Below are 21,063 nucleotides of genomic sequence, written 5' to 3'. Positions count from 1 at the left end.
CGTCAGGATCAATTGGCGCATACTGTCAAGAAGCTGCCACTCAAATTCGCGGATCAACGCAAAGCGAGTGAGAGTTTGCGGTCCGCACGTTCCACCAAATGCTTCAATCGGTGGCAGTTAACTTCGGGTCAGACGAAGATCGCTTCAGACGCCATATGTGCAAGATCGAACCCAGATGAATGCTGCACCAATGCGCGAATTGCGAGATTTTCCAGGCTCTGATGCTCAGGAAACGGGAGTGTGAATCCTACGGGGCAAAAGAATCCTTGACCAATTCCAACATCAGCTCTAGTAAAACTGAAATGACGTTTTGCTAGATGAAACGATTGCGAATGATTATGTGGAGCCGCGCATGTCGCGAAGCCACAAACCAACCAACAGTTCGGGAGGAGCCTGACATGATGAAAGATAACCAAAAACTGAAGCTCACCACGGCGCTAGTGGCAGGTGGCCTGGCCATTGCTTCGCCTGCCTTTGCCGAGGGAGAGGTCGTGTTTGCGTCCTGGGGAGGCTCGTTTCAGGATGCCTTGCGCTCAGCCATGCTGGAACCTGCCGCTGGTGCGCTGAATATCACTGTCAAGGAAGATACGACAAACGGCATTCAGGACGTGCGCGCGCAGATCACGGCGGGTGCCGTTGCATGGGACGTTACAGAACAGGATTTGCCTTCGTGTGAAACCCTGAGCCGGGAAGGCAGCCTTGAGCCGATCGACTATTCGATTGTTGACACCACAGGCATTCCGAAAGAGCTGATCCATGACAATTACATCGGCTTCATCAACTTCACCAAGGTGATTGCCTATCGCAAGGATGCATTTGGCGACAATGGCCCGTCCAATTGGGCAGAGTTCTGGGATCTGGAAAACTTCCCCGGCAAGCGCGGTATGCACGGCAAGGTGAACTATAACCTCGAAGCCGCGCTCATGGCGGATGGTGTGCCGATGGCCGAGATCTATGACACGTTGGCCACGAATGAGGGCAAGGCGCGCGCATGGGACAAGCTGGGTGAGATTGCCCCCGAAGTTACCGTTTGGTATCGCGGCGGGTCGCAATCGGCGCAGTTGCTGCGTGACGGCGAAGTGGACGTGATCCATATGGGCCATAACCGCGTAGAAAGCGTGATCGCGTCGGGCATTGATGTGGCCTATGCCTTTGATGGCGGCACGATGGACGTGGACTGCTTGTTGGTTCCCAAGGGGGCTCCGAATAAAGACAACGCGATGCGCCTTATCAACGAATTGCTGAGCGCCGAAGCACAGGCGAGGCTGGCGGTGACCATGCCGTTGGGTCCGGTGAATTCGGGTGCCTTCGGCACCGGGATAATCTCGGATGAGATGGCAGTGAAGGTCAACACACATCCCGACAACTATGGCAAGCAGCTTCTGGTCGATCCGAACTTTTACATCGGCCAGCTGGGCGAGTTGACCGAAGAGTTTGACACGCTGATCCAACAGTAAAAAATATCTGGGCGCGGCACATCTTGTGCTGCGCCCATTTTTGTCAGGTTAGGAGCCCCCATGTCACCTGCAGCCCACTCCCTTCCCATCGATATATCCAACCTGTGCAAGGCCTACGGATCGGTCAAAGCGCTGAATGACGTGTCTTTGAACATCGCCGCGGGCGAGTTCCTGACATTGCTGGGGCCATCAGGCTCCGGCAAGACGACGCTTTTGATGGCGCTGGCCGGATTTGTGCGTCCTGATGGCGGGTCGATCCGGTTTGGCGAACAGGAAATGATTGCAACGCCGCCCCACAAGCGCGGCCTTGGCATGGTGTTCCAAAGCTATGCGTTGTTTCCGTTCATGACGGTCGCAGAAAACGTGGCTTATCCGTTGAAAATTCGCGGGGTGTCCAAAAGCGATCAGAAGGCCCGCGCCGAGCGCGCGCTGGAGACCGTGCAGCTGGGCGGTTATGGCGACCGGCGCATCACGCAATTATCCGGGGGACAAAGACAGCGCGTGGCCCTTGCCCGCGCCATGGTTTTTGAGCCGCAGATCATTCTGATGGATGAGCCGTTGTCAGCGCTCGACAAGAAGTTGCGCGAACATATGCAAATCGAATTGAAGGCGCTGCATGAAAAGCTGGATGCAACTGTCGTTTACGTGACCCATGACCAGCGCGAAGCCCTGACGATGTCGGACCGGATTGCAGTGGTCAATCATGGGCGGATCGAACAGATCGCGACGCCTGAGCGGCTCTATCGCCAGCCGCATAGTTTCTTTGTGGCGGATTTTATCGGGGAATCCATTTCCCTGCCGGTTAGTGTAGCGAATGACACGGCGCAGCTTGGCGAGCGCGTTCTGAAATCCAATACGCCTATTGCGCTGGGCAGCGGAGGCCATCGTCTGATCATCCGGCCCGAGTTGCTGGAAGTCACAGCAGGCGCGGTGCCAGACGCCGCCAATGACCTGTCCGGCCAAGTGCATGACATCATTTATCAGGGCGACAGCGTTCTAGTGATCGTTCAGCACGACAGCGCTGGTCAGATCAATGTGCGTGTGCCTGCCAATCGCGCGGGCCAAACCGGGTTGCCGTCGAAGGGAGAGCAAATCGGCCTTGCCCTGCATCCCGAAGATACGATCATCGTACCGGAACATGTGGCATGAGTATCGCCGAGACGTATGAAGGTGCTGGGACTCTTCAGAATGCCAGCACGCTCAAATCCGAAGAACGCCGCGAAAAACTGACGTTTCTTGGGCTTTCGATGCCTGCGGTTTTGACGATCTTGATCGTCGTCTTCCTGCCGATTTTCTGGCTGTCTTCGCTGTCGTTTTTCAATGCGGCAGGCGAACTGAGCACGGAAAATTACACGCGCATCTTTAGTAGTGCTCTCTATCGGCGAACCTTTGTCGTCACGTTTCAGATCAGCATTGCCGTGACGGTGATTTGCGTCCTTCTCGGCTACCCGCTGTGCTACTGGCTGACAAAGATGCCGAACAAAACAGCGGCCATTCTGATGGTGTTTGTGCTGGTCCCCTTCTGGACCTCGGTTCTGGTGCGGACCTATGCGTGGCTGGTGCTTTTGCAGCGCAATGGGATCATCAATTCGTCGCTGATGTCACTTGGCATTATCGAAGAACCGCTGCAACTGGCGCACAATCTGACCGGCTCCATCATTGGCATGGTGCATATCATGCTGCCTTTTTTGGTTCTGCCGCTCTACGCCACTATGCGCAATATTGACGGCGACCTGGTCCGAGCCGCCGTGGGCCTTGGTTCCAGCCCGCGCGGGGCCTTTTGGCGGGTATTTTTCCCAATGTCCCTGCCGGGCCTTTTTGCCGGCATCGTGCTGGTTTTCATCCTGTCGCTTGGGTTCTTTGTCACACCGGCTTTGCTGGGCGGTGGCCGGGTTCAGATGCTGGCGCAGCGTATCGAAAGCACCATCACAGTCTATTCGAACTGGGGGGCCGCATCAGCCCTGGGCGTGGTCCTGCTGTTGCTGGCGCTGGCGATGATCTGGCTGATGAACCGTGTCTTCGGGCTCGACAAACTGTTTATGCGCTGAGGATCTGAAAATGGAACAAGTCGGACAACGTAAAATCGACGGCCTGTGGCTGACAGTGGTCGGCATTGCTGTGCTGTTCTTTCTCATCCTGCCCACGCTGATCGTTATCCCGATGTCGTTTTCGGGGGCATCCTATCTGGAATTCCCGCCGACATCGCTCTCGTTTCGCTGGTACGTGGCCTATGTCACGTCGCCGGAATGGATGAGCGCAACAAAGACCTCGCTGATCGCGGCGGCGCTGACCACGGCAATCGCGACGCCCCTGGGCTCACTTTGTGCCTATGGTCTGCATTGCTCTGCGCCTCGTATCAGGAGCGCGGCTCAAATCCTTGTGATCATGCCGATTGTCGTGCCAGTGATCCTGATCGCTGTTGGAGTGTTCAGCCTCTATGCCAAGCTGGGGCTCAATTACACACTGACCGGGATCGTGATCGCCCATACTGCGCTGGCGCTGCCATTCGTGATCGTGACGGTGATGTCGGGATTGCAGAATTATGATTTCGATCAGGAGCTTGCAGCGCGCAGCTTAGGGGCGTCCCGTGCATACGCATTGTGGACAATCACCGTACCGCAGGTGAAATTCTCGATCCAGACAGGGGCTTTTCTGGCATTTATCACGTCGCTGGACGAGGTTGTGATCTCGATGCTGGTCTCGGGCGGGGAAAACGCCACAATCACCCGGCGCATGTTCAATTCACTGCGTGATCAGCTTGATCCGACAATCGCGGCGATCTCGACCTGTCTGATTGTCGTGTCCATCACGGCGCTTATCGGTGTGCAGATGATCGGGCGTCGGAAAGACAAGGCACAATGATGCGGGTCTTATTTTTCGCCAAACTCCACCCGAATCTGGCGGGCGGCATCAAGGACCGCCGCGCGATACTTTTCGACGGCTGTGTCATTGAAGCGGACGCGCAGGCCGGACAAGCTGATCGCGCCCAGCAATTCATCTTCGAACCCAAGAACAGGAACCGACAGTCCGGCGACGTCAGGATCGCGTTCACCAAGGCTGAGATAATACCCGGCCTTTCGGATGCTGGCCGCCTGTTTTCCCTGCCGGATGGAATAAGCATCCAGCACCTGACCCGAAGAGCCCATGCTCAGCGGAATGATCTCGCCCTCCTGAACGTGATCCCGCGCAAGCCTTGGCGAATTGACCCGGTAGAGGCACACGCCAGAGTTGCCGCGTTGCACATAAAACGACGCACTTTCGCCGGTCGCATTCACCAAATTCGCAAGCACCGGTCGCACAATTGGCCCCATCCGCAGGTTTTGGCGAAACACGGATCCAAGACGCCACAAAGACGGCCCGAGGTGAAACAGACCCTCGGCGTCTCGCGTAATATGACCAAACTTTTCAAGCGACACGCTCAGACGCAGAATTGTCGCCTTGTTGACCCCGCTGCGGTCCGCAACCTCCTTCAAAGAGAGGCCTGCATCGCCCGGCTCAAAGATGTCCAGCACACGCAATGCGCGCTCTACCGCTTCGACACCACCATTGGCGTCAGGGGATCGGGGCTTGTCGGGCATAGGCAGACCTTTCGACGCAAATCCGTCGCTTTTTATAGCCGGTTTGAGCGCAATTGGAAATCGCAAATAACGAAGGCGTCTGGCAATGAATAGCGCGCGGAAACAAATGATAACAGCTGGTTATGCGGACCTTCCTTTTGGCATTCATTCGCAATGTAAGGCTGATTGTGTTGGGGTTATGGGCGTTCCGAGCGAAGTTAACACCGGGCCCCGATCCGGCACCTCTCTGGCACCCGATGCGCTGCGCAAAATGACTGCCCAACTTGGGATCGGACTGCCTGTAGATGGTCGGGATCTTGGCAATCTGGACCTGTCAGGGGATTGGCCTGCCGCGTTGGAACAACTTGTGACGCAAATGGTGGATCACGGTGTTGTACCCGTTGTCTTGGGTGGCGCGTCTGATGTCGCCTCGGGTGTGCTGGGGGCCTTGCCTGATCTGCCAGTTGTCGCGGCCATGCCGTTGGCCCGGCGTGATATCGCGACGCGAACAGCCAACACGATCTGGGTGGGATTGAACGGCGATCAACCTGCTGGTGTCTGGGATCTGATCAGCCAGCGCAAGATGGATTGGCGCACCGCGCGGCAGTTGGATGAAGGGCACGGCGACTATTCTGACACGCCCGAGCGCGCTGTCTTGTGGATCGACATATCGGTCATTGATCTGGGGCATGCAGCTGGCAGCGTCGGCCTAAATCCCGGCGGGATGAAACCTGAAACGCTGGTTTCCGTCATTGGTGCCATGTCCTGTAAATGGCAGGCGATTGTGATCACCGGCCTTGCGCCTGCGCGCGACACCAGGGGAATGTCGGAACTGGCGGCGATCGAAACCCTGAACGCGGCGTTGCACAATGAGTGAAGCGGCGCAAATACAGTTTGACGCGATCCCCAGTTTTCTGGGCGCATCCATTGGCGATCTGGAAGATCTCGTGCCCGGTCAGGTCGCGATTGCAGGCTATTTTTGTGACAATCTCGCCCGGCCATCGGCAGGGCAACGCTATCTCGCGCGCCAGCTTCGGTATGCGTCCTGCCCCACAGTAACACCCGCGAATGCAATTGACCTTGGGGACGTGAACGTCTTTCCGCTAGAACCTGACAAGCATTTTCTCGCAGTTGCCTCGCAATGTGAATCGGTTCTTGAAACCGGTGCCCGCATGGTGTTGGTAGGCGGCGATTCCAGCGGTTTGGAAGCGCTTGACGTCGCCGCAAGACAGGTCACAGGTGCGGATGTTCCCATCATTGGGGTCAATGGCGGCGCAGTGAGCCATTTGCCCCGCACCCAACCGGTCATCCTGTCTGTGGATTTACAAGAGCTTGCGGGCAAATGGGTATCGCACCCGCATCGCCTGACGGGAATGTCACCAGCACAAATGATCGCGCAAATTGACGCCACCCCGGGCGATACCATCGCGGCTGCGGTTTTTGGGCTTGCCCCGGAACTGGACAACCGTGGCAAGGCTGAAACCCGCGCTGCACTGGCGATCCTGCAAGCGGTCACAGCTCGTCTTGAGAAAGGAGCAGGCTGATGCCTCTACGTTCGGCCCCGTTGCCGCGCATGGCAGGGCATCTGTCGTTCATGCGCTCTCAGACCAAAGCAATCGGCGACGTCCGGTCTGGAGATCTGGCCGTACTGGGCATCCCGTTTGAAGATACAAACGCACCTCATGCAGGGCAATCTCTGGCGCCGCGTGCATTACGCGAAACCTCGGTCTATTTCGGTTGGCACGCAAATCCACAATTCAGTCACCCCGTAGATATCGATGCGCGTCAGGATATCAGTACCGATGGCCTGCACGAGCGGCTTTGTGATCTCGGAGATATTGCACCGGGGTCCGAAGATGCGATCCACGCGGCCTTGAAGGCGGCCATGCGTCAGATCAGCGACAATGGCGCCTGTGCAATCTTTTTGGGCGGATCAGATCGCATGTCCGAGACGGCGCGGAGCGCGCTCCCTCATTGTCAGACAGTGCAGCTTGGCGGTACACCAGCCGATGCGCGCGATTTTCATATTGCGCCCTTGCCGAACGGAACGACCACGCCGGTAAATAGAGATACTGCCGCGCAGCGTGCCGCGTTTTCAGAGTGGCGGGATCCATCAAAGCCGTTGTTTGTTCGGTTTGATCTCTCGGTGTTTGAAACATCGCTCAGTGCGCTTTGTGATCGGCCCCGTTTGGGGGGCTGCGATCTTGCGACGGTGGTGCAATGGCTTGAGCTTTTGGGACGGCACGAGGTCAGCGCCATTATGTTGACCGGTCTGAATCCGAACCGTCCCGGAATGGGTGTCGTGAAGGTTGGCCAACGCCTGATGGTCACGGCTCTTCTGGCGTTTATCTATGCGCGCCTCGGCTTTGGGATTGATTTTCCGCGCCGCCAAACTTCCAAGGAAAAAGTACTGACATGACTGCAGCGATAACGACATTTCTCCCGCCTCTGGCACAACCGGGGTATCGGCTGTTTGATGGGCCTCTGCTCGATGCCGCCGACGTCCGTCCGGGCCAAATCGGTGTGGTGGGTATGCCCAGCGATTGGACACATTCAAGCCGGCTCGGAACCAGGTTTGGTCCCGAGGCGCTGCGTAAGGCAACGACGGTATTGCAATCCATGCGACCGCAGGGGGTCAGTTTTGATCCAGATACGGGCCAAAGAAGCGCAACGGCCAGCGACTGGCTCGTGGATTGCGGGGATGCAGTGATCACCCCTGAGGATGTAGACGCAACCACCGAGGCCATTGCCGCAATGACCGAGGCGCTGAGCGTTGGAGGGGCGATCCCTCTGGCACTGGGCGGTGATCACTATAATAGCTTCCCGGCCTGCCTTGGCTATTCCCGTGGGTTGGCCAAACGCGCACCAAATGCACGTTTTGGGTATATCCAGATCGACGGTCATCTGGATTTCTCTGACCGGCTTGGCGCGTGGGGCAGCCATAACCACGCAACCAATGCCCGTCGGATTTCCGAACTGCCCAATGTCGACGTGTCCAATATGGTTTGGGTCGGGATCACCGGTTGGGTCGACAGCGGTGAACTCGCCTTGATCGAAGAGCAGGGCGGTCGGGTGTTTTCGGCTGGCGACGTACATAAATTGGGGACGGCAGAGGCAATTCGTCAGGCGTTGGAGCATGCCATGAAGGGATGTGACGAACTGTATCTGTCAATCGACATCGATGCGATGGACGCTGGCTACCTCCCCGGCACCGGCTCAATCGTTCATAGCGGTATTACACCGCGTCAGTATTACGATCTGCTGGATGGGCTGGCCGAGGCCCCGTTGGGTGGACTGGATATTGTTGAGGTGTCCCCTCCTCTTGATCCGTCGGAGCGTACCGAATTTCTGGCTGCAGAAATGTTGTTCCGGATCCTGCGTCGCTTCCGCACACAACCTGTGACCGGGGCGGTGACAGAGCAATGATGGACTACAAAGGAACAGAGCAGCTGGGTGGGTTTTCCCATGCAGGAAAAACACTTGCGCCCGCGACACGGCCCTGGATCACAGACCTGTCAGCGCTTTGCCCTTACGAGGGCCTGCAACCCGGGAACCTACCGGAATTTGAACGCGACCCGAATTGGGACAACTGGGCGCTCACCGACAGTCCCAAAGACCCGAACCTGCGCCTGAACTGGCATCTATTTGAGGACGGTGGAAGAAGATTGATGGTCGCCGACCGGATGCTTATGAGCCGCGTCAGCTGGCAGGATCTGGATGATGCGGGGTATGTCCATGGCACAGAGCTGTCGATTGATGGACGCCTGTTTCGCTGCCGGTTGCTTACGGGGGGGGATACGCCCTGTAGTGACCCTTTTCAGGGGGCGACGCGCCCCAATGAATGGGATGCGCTGGTGGGGGGCAGCGGGGCGTTGAACGCTCCGCAACCGGACCCGGCCAATAGTACAGCACCGCTTTGCCCGGATCATCTGACCTCGCCTCATAACCGTTTGTGGAACTGGTTCGGCGCGGTCAGCTGGACCGCCGAACCGGTTGCCAGACGGGCCGATGGGCGGGTGTGCAGGGGCTATCATGGCCCGACCTATTTTTACGTGAATACTGTGGACCACCGGCATGAAGATATCGGGTGGCGACCAGTTCTTGAGGAAGCGCTATGACTGCAAACCCCTTTGCCAACTTTATCGCCGGATCATGGGTTGCTAGCAGCGACGCGGCCCCCAATGTCAACCCGTCCGACCTGAACGACACGATCGGCGAGTATGCCCGGGCAAGCGCCGATCAAACGGTTGACGCAATCGAGGCCGCGGCCGCGGCCCTGCCGAATTGGCGCAAGACATCGCCTCTGGTCCGGTTCGAAGCGCTCGACCGGATCGGGTCGGAAATCCTCGCCCGTGTAGACGAGCTGGGCGATATGCTGGCCCGCGAAGAGGGCAAAACCTTGCCCGAAGCCAAGGCCGAAGCGCATCGCGCCGGGCATTTGTTCAAATATTTCGCGGCTGAGGCGTATCGTGCGACCGGCGACACCTACCAATCTCTGCGCGAAGGTGTGTCGCTAAATGTTGTACGCGAGCCAATCGGCGTTGTGGGCGTAATCACGCCCTGGAATTTCCCACTGGCGATCCCCGCATGGAAAATCGCACCCGCTCTGGCCTATGGCAATACGGTTGTGTTCAAACCTGCCGAACTGGTGCCCGGATCGGCATGGATGTTGTCCGATATTATTGCCCGTGCGGGCGTGCCTGAGGGGGTGTTCAACCTTGTGATGGGAAAAGGCCGTGAGGTTGGGGAGGCAATCGTTACGCACCCCAAGGTGTCCGGGGTCACATTCACCGGTTCCACACCCGTCGGTCGCCATATGGGGGCGGCGCTGTTTGCGCGAGGAGCGAAAATGCAGCTGGAGATGGGGGGGAAGAACCCCTTGATCGTGCTGGATGACGCCGATCTGGATCTGGCGGTGCACTGCGCCGTTCAGGGCAGCTTTTTCTCAACCGGACAACGCTGCACAGCGTCTTCCCGCCTGATTGTGACCGAGGGCATTCACGACGCATTTGTTGACCGTCTTTGCGCGGCAATGAAAGACCTTCGGATCGGTGATGCGCGCGCTCCGGAAACCCAGATTGGTCCGGTCGCCAGTGAAGCGCAGCTCGCCATCGACAAACGATACGTGTCTCAGGCTGTGGATGACGGTGCAACGCTTGCCGCAGGTGGTGGCGAGGTCAAATCCAAAACAACCGGCCATTACTTTGCGCCTGCGTTGTTTACGGATGTGTCACCCGACGCAGCCGTGGCACGAGACGAAATCTTTGGGCCCATCGCCGCCGTGTTACGCGTGCCGGATTACGACGCCGCCCTGGCCACGTCCAACGACTGCGAATTTGGATTGTCCGCAGGAATTGTCACGCGGGATCCCGCCAAAATCGATCACTTCTCGCAGAACGCCGAAGCAGGCATGATACAAGTCAATCTGCCCACCGCCGGCATGGATTTCCACGCACCCTTTACGGGCCGAAAGGGATCCTCTTATGGTGCACCGGAAAAAGGCAGCTATTGCCGCGAGTTTTTCACGGCGGCCAAGGTTGTACACGCGGGGCGCGGATAATGTCGCAGACACCTTTGAAGGGCATTCGTGTTCTTGATCTGACCAATGTCCTTGCCGGTCCGTTCTGTTGTCATCATCTGGCGCATCTGGGCGGCGAGGTTATCAAGGTCGAAGCCGTCGGTCGGGGCGATCTCGCCCGCCAACTGGGGGCCGACCCAGAGCTGAACAAAGTCAACATGGGCGTGTCCTTTCTCGCCCAGAACGCGGGCAAGAAATCGGTCACGGTCAACCTCAAGAACCCACGGGGTCGAGAGATTTTTCTGAAACTGGTCGAAACTGCAGATGTCGTGGTTGAAAACTTCCGGCCCGGCGTCATGACGCGCCTCGGCGTGGGCTACCAGACCCTGAAAGAGGCCAATCCGACCCTCATCTATTGTGCTATCTCCGGCTTTGGCCAAGAGGGCCCGTGGATACGCCGCCCGGCTTATGACCAGATCATACAGGGAACCTCGGGTGTGATGTCGATCACCGGGGATAGCGACAGCGCGCCGCTGCGCGTTGGATATCCGGTGGCAGACACTGTGGGGGGCATCACCGCAGCCTTTGCGATTTCATCTGCTCTGAACGCCAATCCGCGCGGCACCTTTATTGATGTGTCGATGCTGGAATCGGTGCTGGCGACAATGGGCTGGGTGGTGTCGAACTATCTGATCGCCGGCGTCAATCCGACTGCCAATGGCAATGAAAACCCCACTTCGGCGCCTTCCGGTGCGTTTGAAGCGAAGGGCGGGTTGATCAACATTGCCGCAAACAAAGACCAGCAATGGGAGCTACTGACGGACCACCTGGGATTGGCCGCGCTGCGCGAGCGGCCTGAATATGCCACGCGCGAGGATCGCAAACGCAATAGGCTGGCTCTGAAAACTGAGCTGGAGACCGTGTTGAAGACCCGGTCACCGCGCGACTGGGCCAAGGAACTCAATAGCATTGGTGTGCCATCAGGAGCGGTTTTGACAGTGCCGGAAGTATTGGAAATGCCGCAGGTTGCAGACCGCGGTTTCCTCGACCAGTTTGAAAACGTCCCCGGCGTCGGACGCGACATTCAGGTTGCCACGACCGGGATCAAATTGGACGGCAGCGCGCCCACCGTCGATGCACCACCGCCCACATTGGGGCAGCACAACTCTCAAATCTGGAGCGAGTTAGGTCTTTCACCGGAAGACATTGAAAAACTGGCAAAGGATGGCGCGATATGACGGACCCCGCAGGACGCAATGACGCCGATGCCATTTGCCACTGGTGGCGCACCGAAATTATCGACATGGCTCCGGGGCGGATCGCCTTTCGCGGCCACCCGATCCAGGACCTGATCGGAAACGTCAGCTTTGCTCAGATGATCTGGCTCATGGTGCGCGGCAATTTGCCCACGCCAGAACAGGCGGCGCTTTTTGAATGCGCGCTGGTGGCGGGCGTGGATCATGGTCCGCAGGCGCCATCGATAGCCGCAGCGCGTATGGCCGCGACCTGTGGGCTGGGGCTCAACAACGTCATGGCCACCGGGGTCAACATGTTGGGTGACGTGCATGGCGGCGCCGGTGAACAATGCGCCGAGCTTTATTTCGACGTCGCCAAACGGATGGATGACGGCGCTGAACAGGAAGTTGCCGTCCGCGACGGTATCGCCGCCTGGTGTGAGGAAAATGGCAAGATCGTCTCGGGTTTTGGCCACCGTTTCCACAAGCCCGTCGATCCCCGCGCACCGCGATTGATGGCGTTGGTACGCGAGGCCGCGATGTCAGGCACTGTAGAAGGGCGATTTGCCGATATCGGTGAAGCTATACAGACGGAAATCGGACGTAAGCGCGGTGCCGATATCGCGATGAATATCGATGGGGCCACGGCTGTTATCTTTTGCGAATTGGGGTTCCCGGCACCGCTTTCCCGGGGATTGTTCTGTCTTTCCCGCTCGGTTGGCGTCTTGTCTCATGGCTGGGAACAGATTCAACAGGGCGGGCGGAACAAGGGGCCAATGCCGCCGCGTTATCTGCCGGAATATATTGGTGTCAAATCGGAGCGCTAACCCGATGACCATTGATGGTGCGAACGCCTAAATTCACACCGAACTTGGCATTGAAGCGCCACTGGCGTGTGGACTGTTTTGCCGGTCTCGGTCATTGGGCATCCCCCCCTAGAAGCAGACCCAACATGTTAGTCTGAACAAAGATTCACTTCTTTGGTGTTGTCTTTGAAGGTATTTCAATCCAGGCGAGAATCGATACATTTTCACGCTTGTTCTGACGTCAGCGAAGCGCACCGAGCTGCCATCGCGACAAGCGCGGCGAATTCACACTTGGTCCGCGATGCGTGAGTTTGTCGATCGCTGGATTTCGCAGTCGCAGCTAAAGTCCGGTCTGGTGGGCCGCACCGCAGCGATGCGCGCCCTCGGTCAACGGCAGCAAAGGGCCGATCTCCTAACAAGTTGTGGAAAGAAATTACGGGATCACCTTAGATCTCAGCGTTATCGCTCAGATTGAACCAAGTTGGCTATGCTAGTTCGCTGATCATCGATTTCAGATGGCGCATGTCGGTACCGCAGCATCCTCCAAATACTTGGATCGACGGATTCTGCCTCGCAATCGCGGCAATCTGTTTACCAAGTTCAGCTGGATCGCCTTCGTCCAGCTCATCTGCTTCGTCAAGTTCCGCATGCGAGCAACTCGAAGCGTTCGCCACAAGGCCTCTCAGCCGGGGGTGGTTGCCAAGCGCTCCGGCGAAATGGGTAGGGTGAGCGCAGTTGACCATAAAAAACAGCGCCGCCGAGTCGGTTGCTGCGTCGATCTGGTCAATTCCGTCCACAAGTTTGGTCCCGTCTGCCAGGCACCCGTCTGTCTCAACAACCAGAGACATGATGATCGGCAGTTCAGCGTCCCGGGCGGCGAGGATGCATCCCGCTGCCTCGCTTGGGCGGTTGAATGTATAAGCGGTGACCAGATCGAGGCTTGTGTCTTTCAGGCTGTGCATTTGAGCGGCGTGGTATTGACGTGCATCTTCGACGGGTACCGGCGGGATGTCGGCGTAAGGATCATGGCGCGGGCCGATGCAGGCCGACACCAGTACATCATCGCGAGCGGCAGCTTGGCGCACGTCTTCCATTAGACTGACCGCATCTTTGTTTACTTCGGCGAGCCGCTCTGCATCGTACCCCAAGGGCGCTGCCCGGTCGGCGTTCGCCATCCATGTGGGCGCATCAAGGATGCATCCGACATTCATTTCACGGGCCAGATCGACAAGAGCCTGCATTTGACCGGCCAGTATCACCCTGGTGCCAGGTTCTTCCAGCAATGGAAACGACGCGAAACCGGGAAGCTCAATTCCATGATTGAAAATCAGGTCGGTGCCAGTGCCGGCGTAAACCAGAAAGGGCTTGTTACCTTCGAGTGGGAGCTGTCGCGCCATTCTGATCCACGCCTATTGCCGTTACCTCTGCACAAGAAACCTACTTTGTCTCGGGCCTCCTGTGAACCTTAGGACTGCGACAGGGTGTATTCCGTCACTCTGATCCCCACGCCAGGCCAAACACCAGGTCATGTCTCGGTCGAAATCACCAGTGGCGACCGGCGCGCTCTGATTACAGGTGATGCAATCCATACAACCGCCCAGTGCTGGCATCCCGAGTGGCATTTTATGTTTGATTCCGATGCTGAGATGGCCGTGACATCCCGTCGGAAACTGTTGGAAAGCGCCTCGGAAACGGGATGTATTGTGCTGGGAAACCACTTCGCTTTGCCGTCTATTGGTCGGGTGAAGGCGGACAACGACGCGTTTCGCTGGGAGGACTAGCCCAGGTTGTATTTTGATGTGCGCGGGTCTGTTGTGGGATGGCGGCTGACGTGAAAGTTCGACGCGCCGCGCAGCTTACAGGCAATGATCGGCGAAACTAAATCTCGAACCCATTGGGCTATGTCACATTCCCTTGAATTCTTGTTTCACAAGCTTTCTCTCTTCACCATTTTGTGAAAGCCTGAAGCAGTTATGAGTGACAGAGTGTGCAATTTTCAGAAAACAGTGGTTCTTTCTGAACTCCAATCAGCTCTCTTGGACGGAATTTGTGATCACTGCGAGGTGACAAGTTCGGAACTGGCCAAGAGTGGAGAGGTGCTGGAAATATGTGGACAAGAGTACTGTTTCGATTATGAAACCGGTGTGTCCACGGAGACTGAAATTTTGTTGTGCCCCAGCTGTCACGAGGCAAACCATCTGGACGCGCAGCGACAGCATAACCCTTGCCACATCTCTGCAAGACGCAGCCGGGAAAACATGGGTTAGTCGATGGGTTCAGGAGGCGAAGCTTTGGAACGGTTTTTGCAAGAACCATCGCTGGTCCAATTTCGGTAGTCTGACAGACCAAGCTCGTCCCACATCCAGCCGAAATCATACTCAGCCACCGGAGAGCCGGTCTGGCGCGCGCTGCGGTTTTCGATTGTCTTCAGCCAGTCTATGACTTTCTTCCTGCCCGCCGTGCTGCGAACGGCCTGGCGCGGGGTCTTGCCATCCAGGGCAGGAATCGGCTGGTCAAGCGTATCGCGGTAATGCTGTTCGAGATATTCGTGGGCCATCTGACGGGCAAGGGCACGGGGGATGTCCTCTTCTTCTGCCACTCCGTTACTCGTGCTGTCATCCGCCATCATCTGTTCGGCGGTCTGGATTGATGTCAGCGGAGATTTCACCAGGTCGCCCAGGAGGTCCCGGACCAGGGCTTCGCCGCGTTCAGCGCGCGCTGTAGAGCTCACAGAAAGTGTGAGTGTCCGACCTTTCAGATCTAGGGACCCAAGCACGGAGGCCCCTGACATTGATTTGTCCAACACGAGGCCGGTGCCGTGCTTGGTGCCGGACGGGGTGTCGAGGTCAAGCCAGGTCCAATCCTTCTGGCCTGAGATCACGAGTTCTGCGGACTGTGTTAGCTTTTCAGATACCTGGCTTTGCGTCACTTTGCTGGCGAGGGGGAAGCGCATGTCGTGAAAGAGCAGGTTGTCGCCATCGCTGTTGCTGATTTGTGGTGGTTCCGGATCCAGTAGGTTCGGCAGATGTGCGAAGAGCCAGGCATTGGTGAAGAGGGGTGCGGAACGGTGTAGCTGATCCTGTGTCAGCCTCAGTTCAACGTCGGGGTTCAATTTCAACACGGAGCGGAGCCCGTCTTCAAAAAACGCGACGGTGTCGGGGTCGAATGGGAGCAGCGCCCCCGAGATCACGTTATAATCCCCCTGTGCGACAACCCGAGCTGCGATGCGATCCCATCGCTGCAGCATCTGCGTCGCGCTGTGTTCCCGGACGGTAACCGGCTCTGCGTCCGAAAGCATGTTGCGCAAGACCATGGATCTGCCGGGGTCTACCTCGCTCACCTCATAAAGGCTGACCGACGCGTCCCGCAATCCTTTGATATAGGCGCGGGTCTGCGCACTCTCCTTGGAACCGCTCCCTTTCAGATAAGCATCCGCAGCGTTTTCGGCGTCCGCTCCGAATGTCCTGCCCAGCAAATCTTCCAGGCCACCACCCCACAGGACCATCGGCCAATCCTCGCCCAGCAAGTCGCCCAGATCCTCGAACTCAAGATCGAAGGCCTCGAGCGCTGGCAGAAAATGCTCGTCCAACACATCAGCGAGCCGCTCATGCCAAATCTCGTCACGGGTGATAAACCCGATGAGCCCACCAAGATCGTTCCCCGTTGTCATCTTCAGCTTCTCCCTGTTTGCCGGACAGGGGCGATTTAGCGCAGATTGCAACCGCCAGCCAGCCCACACGCGTATGCAGACCTGCGTTACATGGAGGGACTTGTCATGGCGAATGCTATGTCTTTGGCTCCCGCCCAAAAAGCTCTGTGAAAAGCTTTTCGGAGCGGCGCAGGCCTTCATCGGTCAGTACCACCGATTTTGCCTTTCCAACCGGGTCCAGGATCAATCCGTTACGGTGCAGGCGATCAAGCGCTCCCCAGTCAAAGCCTTAGGGCCGTCCTGAACCCAGCGAATTCGGGGATGTTGCGAGCCGCTTCGACGACGGGTGTGAGCCCAACTAGTGGATTCGTCAGGGCGTTTCCGCCGGTATTCTATGATTGCTAAAAGATGGTGGTGCTGATCGCTGTCGTATTAGATTTTCCGCAAATATGCCCAAGAGACGTATCCCTTAAGCTTGCGCGCGCGCTCCAAAGAGACGCGGCACCAACGGGTGCCACCGGTCTGCTCACAGCCGTGAACTCGTAGTGCGGTTCCATTTGGAAGACCAACGATCACATTGAACCCTGTTCCAGGCCCACTGCGCATTTTTAGCATGTCACCGTCTTCGACGCCAAAAACCTCATATGTTCCGAGTGACGCGGCCGCCGCCGGTTTAACGTCCATGACGACCCCCAGGAACAAAGCCATTAGGGGTAAAAAGATTGCATTGCGCATCGCGATGTCCTGCTTATTGCCTCAACGACAATCGTAGCAACTCGGGTCACCAAGAGGAACAACTCCAAGACAGAAATGTAGGTGATACCAAAGCTTCAAACGCTACATTTCTTCCAAATGGTGGGGAACCCTGGCCCAGTTGGGGGCATCTTTCACAAAAACCTTGCTCGTTGGCTTGAAGTTGTTTGGCTCATCCAATGTCCCAGCCGCAATGCTCGTCAATCCGAAGGCTGTCACGCCCCACAGGCCTGATCCGCAGGTGCCACAAAAATGCTTGATGACAGGTCGACCTTCCTTTGAGGTCTTCTCAAAGGTCCGTGGTTTGCCTTTCAGCAGCTGCAGGTCTTCCGACTTTATCATGTACCCGGCATAACCGTCCGTTCCGGTCATCGATAGGCAATCACTGCAAAAACACATGAGTTGCATTACTGCGCTGCCAGTGACCTGGTATCGAACCTCACCGCAAAAACATCCGCCTTCCAAGATTTCAGCCACGTTGCCTTCATCCTTCTATTTCGTTTTGCAAGATATGAGAAAACCGTACCTACTCTGGCCAGTGGTCACAACGGTTCCAGCAGCGGAATGTGGAATGGTGCCAATATGAGCTCCTGTACCTGGATGGGTACGAGGCAAGCATCAGACAGATTGAGTTGTCGAATGTTTTCATCACGGTTCTGAATCCTTGCCAATTGACTGTTCCAGCAAAGTCATTGGACAGACGAGCTTTATTGATCGACAATCGCGTCATGGAGCTGACAGACACCACACCTGTGCACCTGATCCATGTGGACCCTGAGATCAACATGGCGCGGTTCTATGGCATCGAGTTGCAGCCGACGTTGTTTGGGGAGGTTTCAGTGCTTCGTACCTGGGGGCGTATTGGCACGAACGGGCAAGCCATGATGGTGACGTATGATGACGAAGCCCTGGCTAGTGAAGCGCTCCACAATCTCGAAAAGCAAAAGCTCCGTCGAGGGTATGTTCCGGTCGGTGAGTGACTTCGGGCTGCAGTCTGTTTCTGTGGCAAATCCCGAGCCTTTCGGCTCGTGAGCAGGCTCTAGGTTTCAGCCGACGTATCGGCTTCCACCCAGAACACCCCAGAATGATCTCCCTGTCCCAGTAGCCCCTGACCCGTCTCTTGCGAGCCGGGGCAGGGGCTTTGGGTCATGGTCGGTCCATGCCGTGGTGATCTGCCCATTCGGGTGACGGTCCCTTTTGCGCTCACGCAGGATCAGAGATCCTTTGTCCTTTCCTTGTGGGTCAGGCGGGATTTGGACAAGCCAAACGCTACCTTCCGTAAGGGGGAAGGCGCGGCCTCCCCCCTCGGACAAGACAAATAGACAATACCGTGTCCTCGCGCGCCTGCGCTGCGGGCCGCACCACTCTTGTCGATTGGTCCTGTCTCGCCCCTCTCCGCGTTCGCCACGGGGCAGGTTTTAGAGACGACGCCCTTTCAGGGCTCGGCTCAAAACCAGCACCAAAGGGGATCAACCCCAGAGGTCGCACCACAAAAGGAGAGACGGTTTTGGACATTGAAAAGACAAAAGACATCGACACTGACACCAGCCTGCAGGCGGCAGAGATTGCGACCCAGAATGACCTATTTCGGAAAGCGCTGATCGATCCGACTGCGGCAATCGAGATGCATTCTAAGGGAATTCAGGGTCAGGTATTTGTCACGCCCGGCGTGTCAGGTGAAGGGATGGAGTTCCAGACTGCAGCTTTGGCAGCGGTGGCGTCGGATGACCAGTTTGACGAGGGCAATGACCCCTATGGCGATCACACCTTTGGGGCGGTGACAGTCCGTGACCAGAAGCTGTTCTGGAAGATCGATCTTTACGACACGGACTACACGTATGGGTCCGACCGGCCGTTTGACACGTCAGTGACGCGCCGCGTTCTGACCATCATGTGCCCCAGCGAATACTGATCTCAATCCCAAACCGGAAAGGAGGTGAACACCATGAGCAATGAAATCTTGCAGCAACGTATCGCAGAAGCGTGGGCGCTAATCAGGAAGGGCGACAATTTCCACATCGCGCGCCGCTTCCTGATCCAACACGCAGCCATCTAAACGGCTCCGCTCTACCCCGGAAGGGGTAGGGCACCCTTAACACGATCTCAAACACTCAAACAAGGATTTGCCCCATGAGCAAAGTCGAAACATTCACCGCACCGGAAACCATCGAAACCGTATCCCTGTCCGATCTCTACCTGTCTGACATCAACCCACGACAGGAGGTTGGTGAGGAAGGTATTGCACTTCTGGCCGACAGTTTGGTTATGTGTGGCTTGATCCAGAACCTCAGCGGGTTGCGCGATACCGATGGCAAAGTCGCAATCGTTGCCGGTGGTCGCCGCCTACGGGCTCTGAACATCGCCGTGACTGAGCGCGCTGATCTGGCACAGGTTCCCGTTAAGGTCACGGACAATCCCTTCGTGGCTGAGCAATGGGCCAATGCGGAGAACACCGCCCGTGAAGAACTGGACCCTGTGGACGAGGTCCGTGCTTATGGCAAAATGGCCGAGAAATCTCTGTCTATTGCCAAGATCAGCAATGCGTTTGGCGTGACCGAATCCCATGTGCGCCGCCGCCTCGCGCTTGCCAGTCTGCCCGCCGCCGTTCTGGATGCGCTCAAAGCCGGTGAGATCAGCATGGGGCTGGCCAAGGCCATGACCGTCAGCACCGAAGAAGAGAAAATTCTGGAGGTTCTGGAACGGGCCAAAGAATGTCGGTGGTTCAGTGAGCATGATGTCAAACAGGCACTGACGTCGGAGGCTGTTAGCAGCACTAGCCGCAAGGCCGTATTTGTCGGGCAGAAGGCTTATGTTGAGGCGGGCGGCACCGTCACCGCTGATCTGTTTGCCGATGAAACCCTATTCAATGAAGGCGCGTTACTGGATCGTCTGTTTGCCGAGAAACTGGCGGTAGAAGCGGAAAAACTGCGCGACGCGGAAGGCTGGGACTGGGTGGACACCCATGAGGAAAGCTACATTCCCTATGGGTTCTCGGGTACGAAAGACATGCACCGTTTGGACATGGTGAGCCGGGACTTCACCGAAGGACAGGCCGAACGGTATGACGAACTTGCCGAACTCTATGAGGGTGAGGCTCTGGACGCGGATGGTGAAAAGGAGCTGGCCGCGCTTGAGGACTATACGGCGCCGTTCTATTCTGACGCGCAGCGCAAGCTGTCCGGCGTGTTTGTCTATGTCACCAACAATGGCGAGATCAAAACATCCCCGGCCTATGTCGCGGCGGAACATGTTCAGGCTGCCATTGAGGCTGGTGTTCTGGCCCCGGTCAAAGAACCGGAGATCAAGGAAGAACCAAAACCAGTTTATTCGCAGAAGTTCATCGACGACATGGTGGCGATCCGGCTGGCAGCGGTTCAAACGGCCCTGCTGGACAAGCCTGATTATGTGTTGAGCCTGTTTGCTTTCTTTGCCACCCCGGCCTCCGGTCTGAGCAGCAATCTGTTTGGGTTTGGCTATGGTGGTGCCGAGCGGAACACACCCGAGATCGATGACCAGTTCATCCTCGACCCGCGTCTTGGCGGAGAACGGGATGAAGCGGCACAGGCAGCCTATGACCAGTTCCACGAGATTGCCGCACAAGGCAGCGTGGAAGCGTTCAAAGCGTTTCGCGATCTGGGCAAGAAGACCCGCAATGGTGAGATCACGGGTTTTCTGGCCCGGCGGTTTCTGACCCAACGCCCGGAGTTCATGGCGGAGATCGAGGCTGAGATCGAGGCTGACATGCGCGCGATCTGGACCCCTTCGGCTGAAAACTGCTTCAAGCGTCTGAAAGGCTGGCAGCTGGATGATCTCTACAAAGACCTGCTGGACCTGCACATCGACGCCGACATGTTCAAAGCCTTCGCGAAATCCAAAAAGGGTGCCAAGAACGAGGCGCTGCACAAGCTCTTCAATGATCCAGAGCATCAAAAGGCACTGGGCGTGACCGAGGCACAGAAAGCCCGGATCGATGCATGGGTGCCGGATTGCTTCTGAAACTGGCAGGGCAGGGCGCAACGCGCCCTGCTTTTCAGCAATGATTTTTGATTTTAGTTCAATGGTATAGGTTGTTTTGACTTGAAAGGTTG

General features: G+C 57.1%; 22 protein-coding genes. 16 read left to right on the top strand and 6 right to left on the bottom strand.

Annotated features, from left to right (window positions below):
• Positions 1-398 precede the first annotated feature (398 nt).
• The 4 genes from ACR0J8_RS19120 to ACR0J8_RS19105 are packed head-to-tail and all read left to right on the top strand — an operon-like array spanning position 399 to position 4,319.
• Positions 399-1,457 (top strand): ABC transporter substrate-binding protein, encoded by a 1,059-nt coding sequence (locus ACR0J8_RS19120; protein ID WP_170417838.1) that lies wholly within the window; start codon positions 399-401, stop codon positions 1,455-1,457.
• 60 nt (positions 1,458-1,517) lie between these two features.
• A complete protein-coding gene (locus tag ACR0J8_RS19115; RefSeq protein ID WP_170417835.1) occupies positions 1,518-2,606 on the top strand; it encodes an ABC transporter ATP-binding protein in 1,089 nt (362 codons plus the stop codon).
• Positions 2,603-3,505, top strand: a complete 903-nt coding sequence (locus ACR0J8_RS19110) for an ABC transporter permease (protein WP_170417832.1) — start codon at positions 2,603-2,605, stop codon at positions 3,503-3,505. The genes ACR0J8_RS19115 and ACR0J8_RS19110 overlap by 4 nt, the downstream gene beginning before the upstream one ends.
• 10 nt (positions 3,506-3,515) lie before the next feature.
• Complete coding sequence (locus ACR0J8_RS19105; protein WP_170417829.1) at positions 3,516-4,319, top strand: ABC transporter permease; 804 nt, start codon at positions 3,516-3,518, stop codon at positions 4,317-4,319.
• Positions 4,320-4,327: 8 nt separating this feature from the next.
• On the opposite strand, the gene ACR0J8_RS19100 is transcribed toward ACR0J8_RS19105, so the two are convergent.
• A complete protein-coding gene (locus tag ACR0J8_RS19100) occupies positions 4,328-5,035 on the bottom strand; it encodes an IclR family transcriptional regulator (RefSeq protein ID WP_170417827.1) in 708 nt (235 codons plus the stop codon).
• An 85-nt stretch (positions 5,036-5,120) separates the two neighbouring features.
• On the opposite strand from ACR0J8_RS19100, the gene ACR0J8_RS19095 reads away from it, so the two are divergent.
• The 8 genes from ACR0J8_RS19095 to ACR0J8_RS19060 are packed head-to-tail and all read left to right on the top strand — an operon-like array spanning position 5,121 to position 12,594.
• Positions 5,121-5,891, top strand: a complete 771-nt coding sequence (locus tag ACR0J8_RS19095) for an arginase family protein (protein ID WP_170608326.1) — start codon at positions 5,121-5,123, stop codon at positions 5,889-5,891.
• Positions 5,884-6,558 carry a hypothetical protein gene (locus ACR0J8_RS19090; RefSeq protein ID WP_170417821.1) on the top strand — a complete coding sequence of 225 codons (675 nt, stop codon included), beginning with the start codon at positions 5,884-5,886 and terminating at the stop codon, positions 6,556-6,558. The genes ACR0J8_RS19095 and ACR0J8_RS19090 overlap by 8 nt, the downstream gene beginning before the upstream one ends.
• Positions 6,558-7,433 carry an arginase family protein gene (locus ACR0J8_RS19085; RefSeq protein ID WP_170417818.1) on the top strand — a complete coding sequence of 292 codons (876 nt, stop codon included), beginning with the start codon at positions 6,558-6,560 and terminating at the stop codon, positions 7,431-7,433. Before ACR0J8_RS19090 ends, ACR0J8_RS19085 begins: the two co-directional genes overlap by 1 nt.
• Positions 7,430-8,440: an agmatinase family protein gene (locus ACR0J8_RS19080; protein WP_170417815.1), complete on the top strand. Its 1,011-nt coding sequence runs from the start codon at positions 7,430-7,432 to the stop codon at positions 8,438-8,440. Before ACR0J8_RS19085 ends, ACR0J8_RS19080 begins: the two co-directional genes overlap by 4 nt.
• A complete protein-coding gene (locus tag ACR0J8_RS19075) occupies positions 8,437-9,132 on the top strand; it encodes a hypothetical protein (protein WP_170417812.1) in 696 nt (231 codons plus the stop codon). Before ACR0J8_RS19080 ends, ACR0J8_RS19075 begins: the two co-directional genes overlap by 4 nt.
• Positions 9,129-10,574 (top strand): aldehyde dehydrogenase family protein, encoded by a 1,446-nt coding sequence (locus ACR0J8_RS19070; RefSeq protein WP_170417809.1) that lies wholly within the window; start codon positions 9,129-9,131, stop codon positions 10,572-10,574. Before ACR0J8_RS19075 ends, ACR0J8_RS19070 begins: the two co-directional genes overlap by 4 nt.
• Positions 10,574-11,770: a CaiB/BaiF CoA transferase family protein gene (locus ACR0J8_RS19065; RefSeq protein ID WP_170417806.1), complete on the top strand. Its 1,197-nt coding sequence runs from the start codon at positions 10,574-10,576 to the stop codon at positions 11,768-11,770. The genes ACR0J8_RS19070 and ACR0J8_RS19065 overlap by 1 nt, the downstream gene beginning before the upstream one ends.
• Positions 11,767-12,594 carry a citryl-CoA lyase gene (locus ACR0J8_RS19060; RefSeq protein WP_170417803.1) on the top strand — a complete coding sequence of 276 codons (828 nt, stop codon included), beginning with the start codon at positions 11,767-11,769 and terminating at the stop codon, positions 12,592-12,594. Before ACR0J8_RS19065 ends, ACR0J8_RS19060 begins: the two co-directional genes overlap by 4 nt.
• A 464-nt stretch (positions 12,595-13,058) precedes the next feature.
• Here ACR0J8_RS19060 and ACR0J8_RS19055 read toward each other — a convergent pair whose 3' ends face one another.
• Complete coding sequence (locus ACR0J8_RS19055) at positions 13,059-13,970, bottom strand: homocysteine S-methyltransferase family protein (protein ID WP_170417800.1); 912 nt, start codon at positions 13,968-13,970, stop codon at positions 13,059-13,061.
• Positions 13,971-14,054: 84 nt separating this feature from the next.
• Here ACR0J8_RS19055 and ACR0J8_RS19050 point away from each other — a divergent pair, with 84 nt between their 5' ends.
• Positions 14,055-14,354 carry an MBL fold metallo-hydrolase gene (locus ACR0J8_RS19050; RefSeq protein ID WP_170417797.1) on the top strand — a complete coding sequence of 100 codons (300 nt, stop codon included), beginning with the start codon at positions 14,055-14,057 and terminating at the stop codon, positions 14,352-14,354.
• Positions 14,355-14,836: 482 nt separating this feature from the next.
• Here the strand turns inward: ACR0J8_RS19050 and ACR0J8_RS19045 are convergent, their stop codons facing one another.
• The 4 genes from ACR0J8_RS19045 to ACR0J8_RS19030 form a co-directional block, all read right to left on the bottom strand.
• Positions 14,837-16,243 (bottom strand): DUF7986 domain-containing protein, encoded by a 1,407-nt coding sequence (locus ACR0J8_RS19045; protein WP_174819503.1) that lies wholly within the window; start codon positions 16,241-16,243, stop codon positions 14,837-14,839.
• Between the two features lie 115 nt (positions 16,244-16,358).
• Positions 16,359-16,469: a DUF6429 family protein gene (locus ACR0J8_RS19040; protein ID WP_371732129.1), complete on the bottom strand. Its 111-nt coding sequence runs from the start codon at positions 16,467-16,469 to the stop codon at positions 16,359-16,361.
• Between the two features lie 185 nt (positions 16,470-16,654).
• The gene (locus ACR0J8_RS19035) at positions 16,655-16,957 is read right to left on the bottom strand and encodes an SH3 domain-containing protein (RefSeq protein WP_152460662.1); all 303 of its coding nucleotides are present in this window, start codon (positions 16,955-16,957) and stop codon (positions 16,655-16,657) included.
• Positions 16,958-17,059: 102 nt separating this feature from the next.
• Positions 17,060-17,452 (bottom strand): GFA family protein, encoded by a 393-nt coding sequence (locus ACR0J8_RS19030; RefSeq protein WP_152460663.1) that lies wholly within the window; start codon positions 17,450-17,452, stop codon positions 17,060-17,062.
• A 251-nt stretch (positions 17,453-17,703) separates the two neighbouring features.
• Between ACR0J8_RS19030 and ACR0J8_RS19025 the strand changes: the two genes are divergently transcribed.
• The 3 genes from ACR0J8_RS19025 (at position 17,704) to ACR0J8_RS19015 (ending at position 20,971) form a co-directional block, all read left to right on the top strand.
• The gene (locus ACR0J8_RS19025; RefSeq protein WP_170418006.1) at positions 17,704-17,955 is read left to right on the top strand and encodes a WGR domain-containing protein; all 252 of its coding nucleotides are present in this window, start codon (positions 17,704-17,706) and stop codon (positions 17,953-17,955) included.
• A 527-nt stretch (positions 17,956-18,482) separates the two neighbouring features.
• Positions 18,483-18,887: a DUF3768 domain-containing protein gene (locus tag ACR0J8_RS19020; protein WP_152460664.1), complete on the top strand. Its 405-nt coding sequence runs from the start codon at positions 18,483-18,485 to the stop codon at positions 18,885-18,887.
• A 218-nt stretch (positions 18,888-19,105) separates the two neighbouring features.
• On the top strand, positions 19,106-20,971 hold the full coding sequence (locus ACR0J8_RS19015; protein WP_170417794.1) for a ParB/RepB/Spo0J family partition protein: 1,866 nt from the start codon (positions 19,106-19,108) through the stop codon (positions 20,969-20,971).
• Positions 20,972-21,063: the final 92 nt, after the last annotated feature.

The sequence above is a fragment of the Ruegeria sp. N11 genome (assembly GCF_056531525.1).
This window is presented reverse-complemented; position numbering and strand designations above follow the sequence as displayed.

Excerpts from the sequence above, each read along its gene's own strand:
- ACR0J8_RS19120 (WP_170417838.1), top strand. The coding sequence starts at position 399 with ATGATGAAAGATAACCAAAAACTGAAGCTCACCACGGCGCTAGTGGCA.
- ACR0J8_RS19115 (WP_170417835.1), top strand. The coding sequence starts at position 1,518 with ATGTCACCTGCAGCCCACTCCCTTCCCATCGATATATCCAACCTGTGC.
- ACR0J8_RS19110 (WP_170417832.1), top strand. The coding sequence starts at position 2,603 with ATGAGTATCGCCGAGACGTATGAAGGTGCTGGGACTCTTCAGAATGCC.
- ACR0J8_RS19105 (WP_170417829.1), top strand. The coding sequence starts at position 3,516 with ATGGAACAAGTCGGACAACGTAAAATCGACGGCCTGTGGCTGACAGTG.
- ACR0J8_RS19100 (WP_170417827.1), bottom strand. The coding sequence starts at position 5,035 with ATGCCCGACAAGCCCCGATCCCCTGACGCCAATGGTGGTGTCGAAGCG.
- ACR0J8_RS19095 (WP_170608326.1), top strand. The coding sequence starts at position 5,121 with ATGAATAGCGCGCGGAAACAAATGATAACAGCTGGTTATGCGGACCTT.
- ACR0J8_RS19090 (WP_170417821.1), top strand. The coding sequence starts at position 5,884 with ATGAGTGAAGCGGCGCAAATACAGTTTGACGCGATCCCCAGTTTTCTG.
- ACR0J8_RS19085 (WP_170417818.1), top strand. The coding sequence starts at position 6,558 with ATGCCTCTACGTTCGGCCCCGTTGCCGCGCATGGCAGGGCATCTGTCG.
- ACR0J8_RS19080 (WP_170417815.1), top strand. The coding sequence starts at position 7,430 with ATGACTGCAGCGATAACGACATTTCTCCCGCCTCTGGCACAACCGGGG.
- ACR0J8_RS19075 (WP_170417812.1), top strand. The coding sequence starts at position 8,437 with ATGATGGACTACAAAGGAACAGAGCAGCTGGGTGGGTTTTCCCATGCA.
- ACR0J8_RS19070 (WP_170417809.1), top strand. The coding sequence starts at position 9,129 with ATGACTGCAAACCCCTTTGCCAACTTTATCGCCGGATCATGGGTTGCT.
- ACR0J8_RS19065 (WP_170417806.1), top strand. The coding sequence starts at position 10,574 with ATGTCGCAGACACCTTTGAAGGGCATTCGTGTTCTTGATCTGACCAAT.
- ACR0J8_RS19060 (WP_170417803.1), top strand. The coding sequence starts at position 11,767 with ATGACGGACCCCGCAGGACGCAATGACGCCGATGCCATTTGCCACTGG.
- ACR0J8_RS19055 (WP_170417800.1), bottom strand. The coding sequence starts at position 13,970 with ATGGCGCGACAGCTCCCACTCGAAGGTAACAAGCCCTTTCTGGTTTAC.
- ACR0J8_RS19045 (WP_174819503.1), bottom strand. The coding sequence starts at position 16,243 with ATGACAACGGGGAACGATCTTGGTGGGCTCATCGGGTTTATCACCCGT.
- ACR0J8_RS19035 (WP_152460662.1), bottom strand. The coding sequence starts at position 16,957 with ATGCGCAATGCAATCTTTTTACCCCTAATGGCTTTGTTCCTGGGGGTC.
- ACR0J8_RS19025 (WP_170418006.1), top strand. The coding sequence starts at position 17,704 with ATGGAGCTGACAGACACCACACCTGTGCACCTGATCCATGTGGACCCT.
- ACR0J8_RS19015 (WP_170417794.1), top strand. The coding sequence starts at position 19,106 with ATGAGCAAAGTCGAAACATTCACCGCACCGGAAACCATCGAAACCGTA.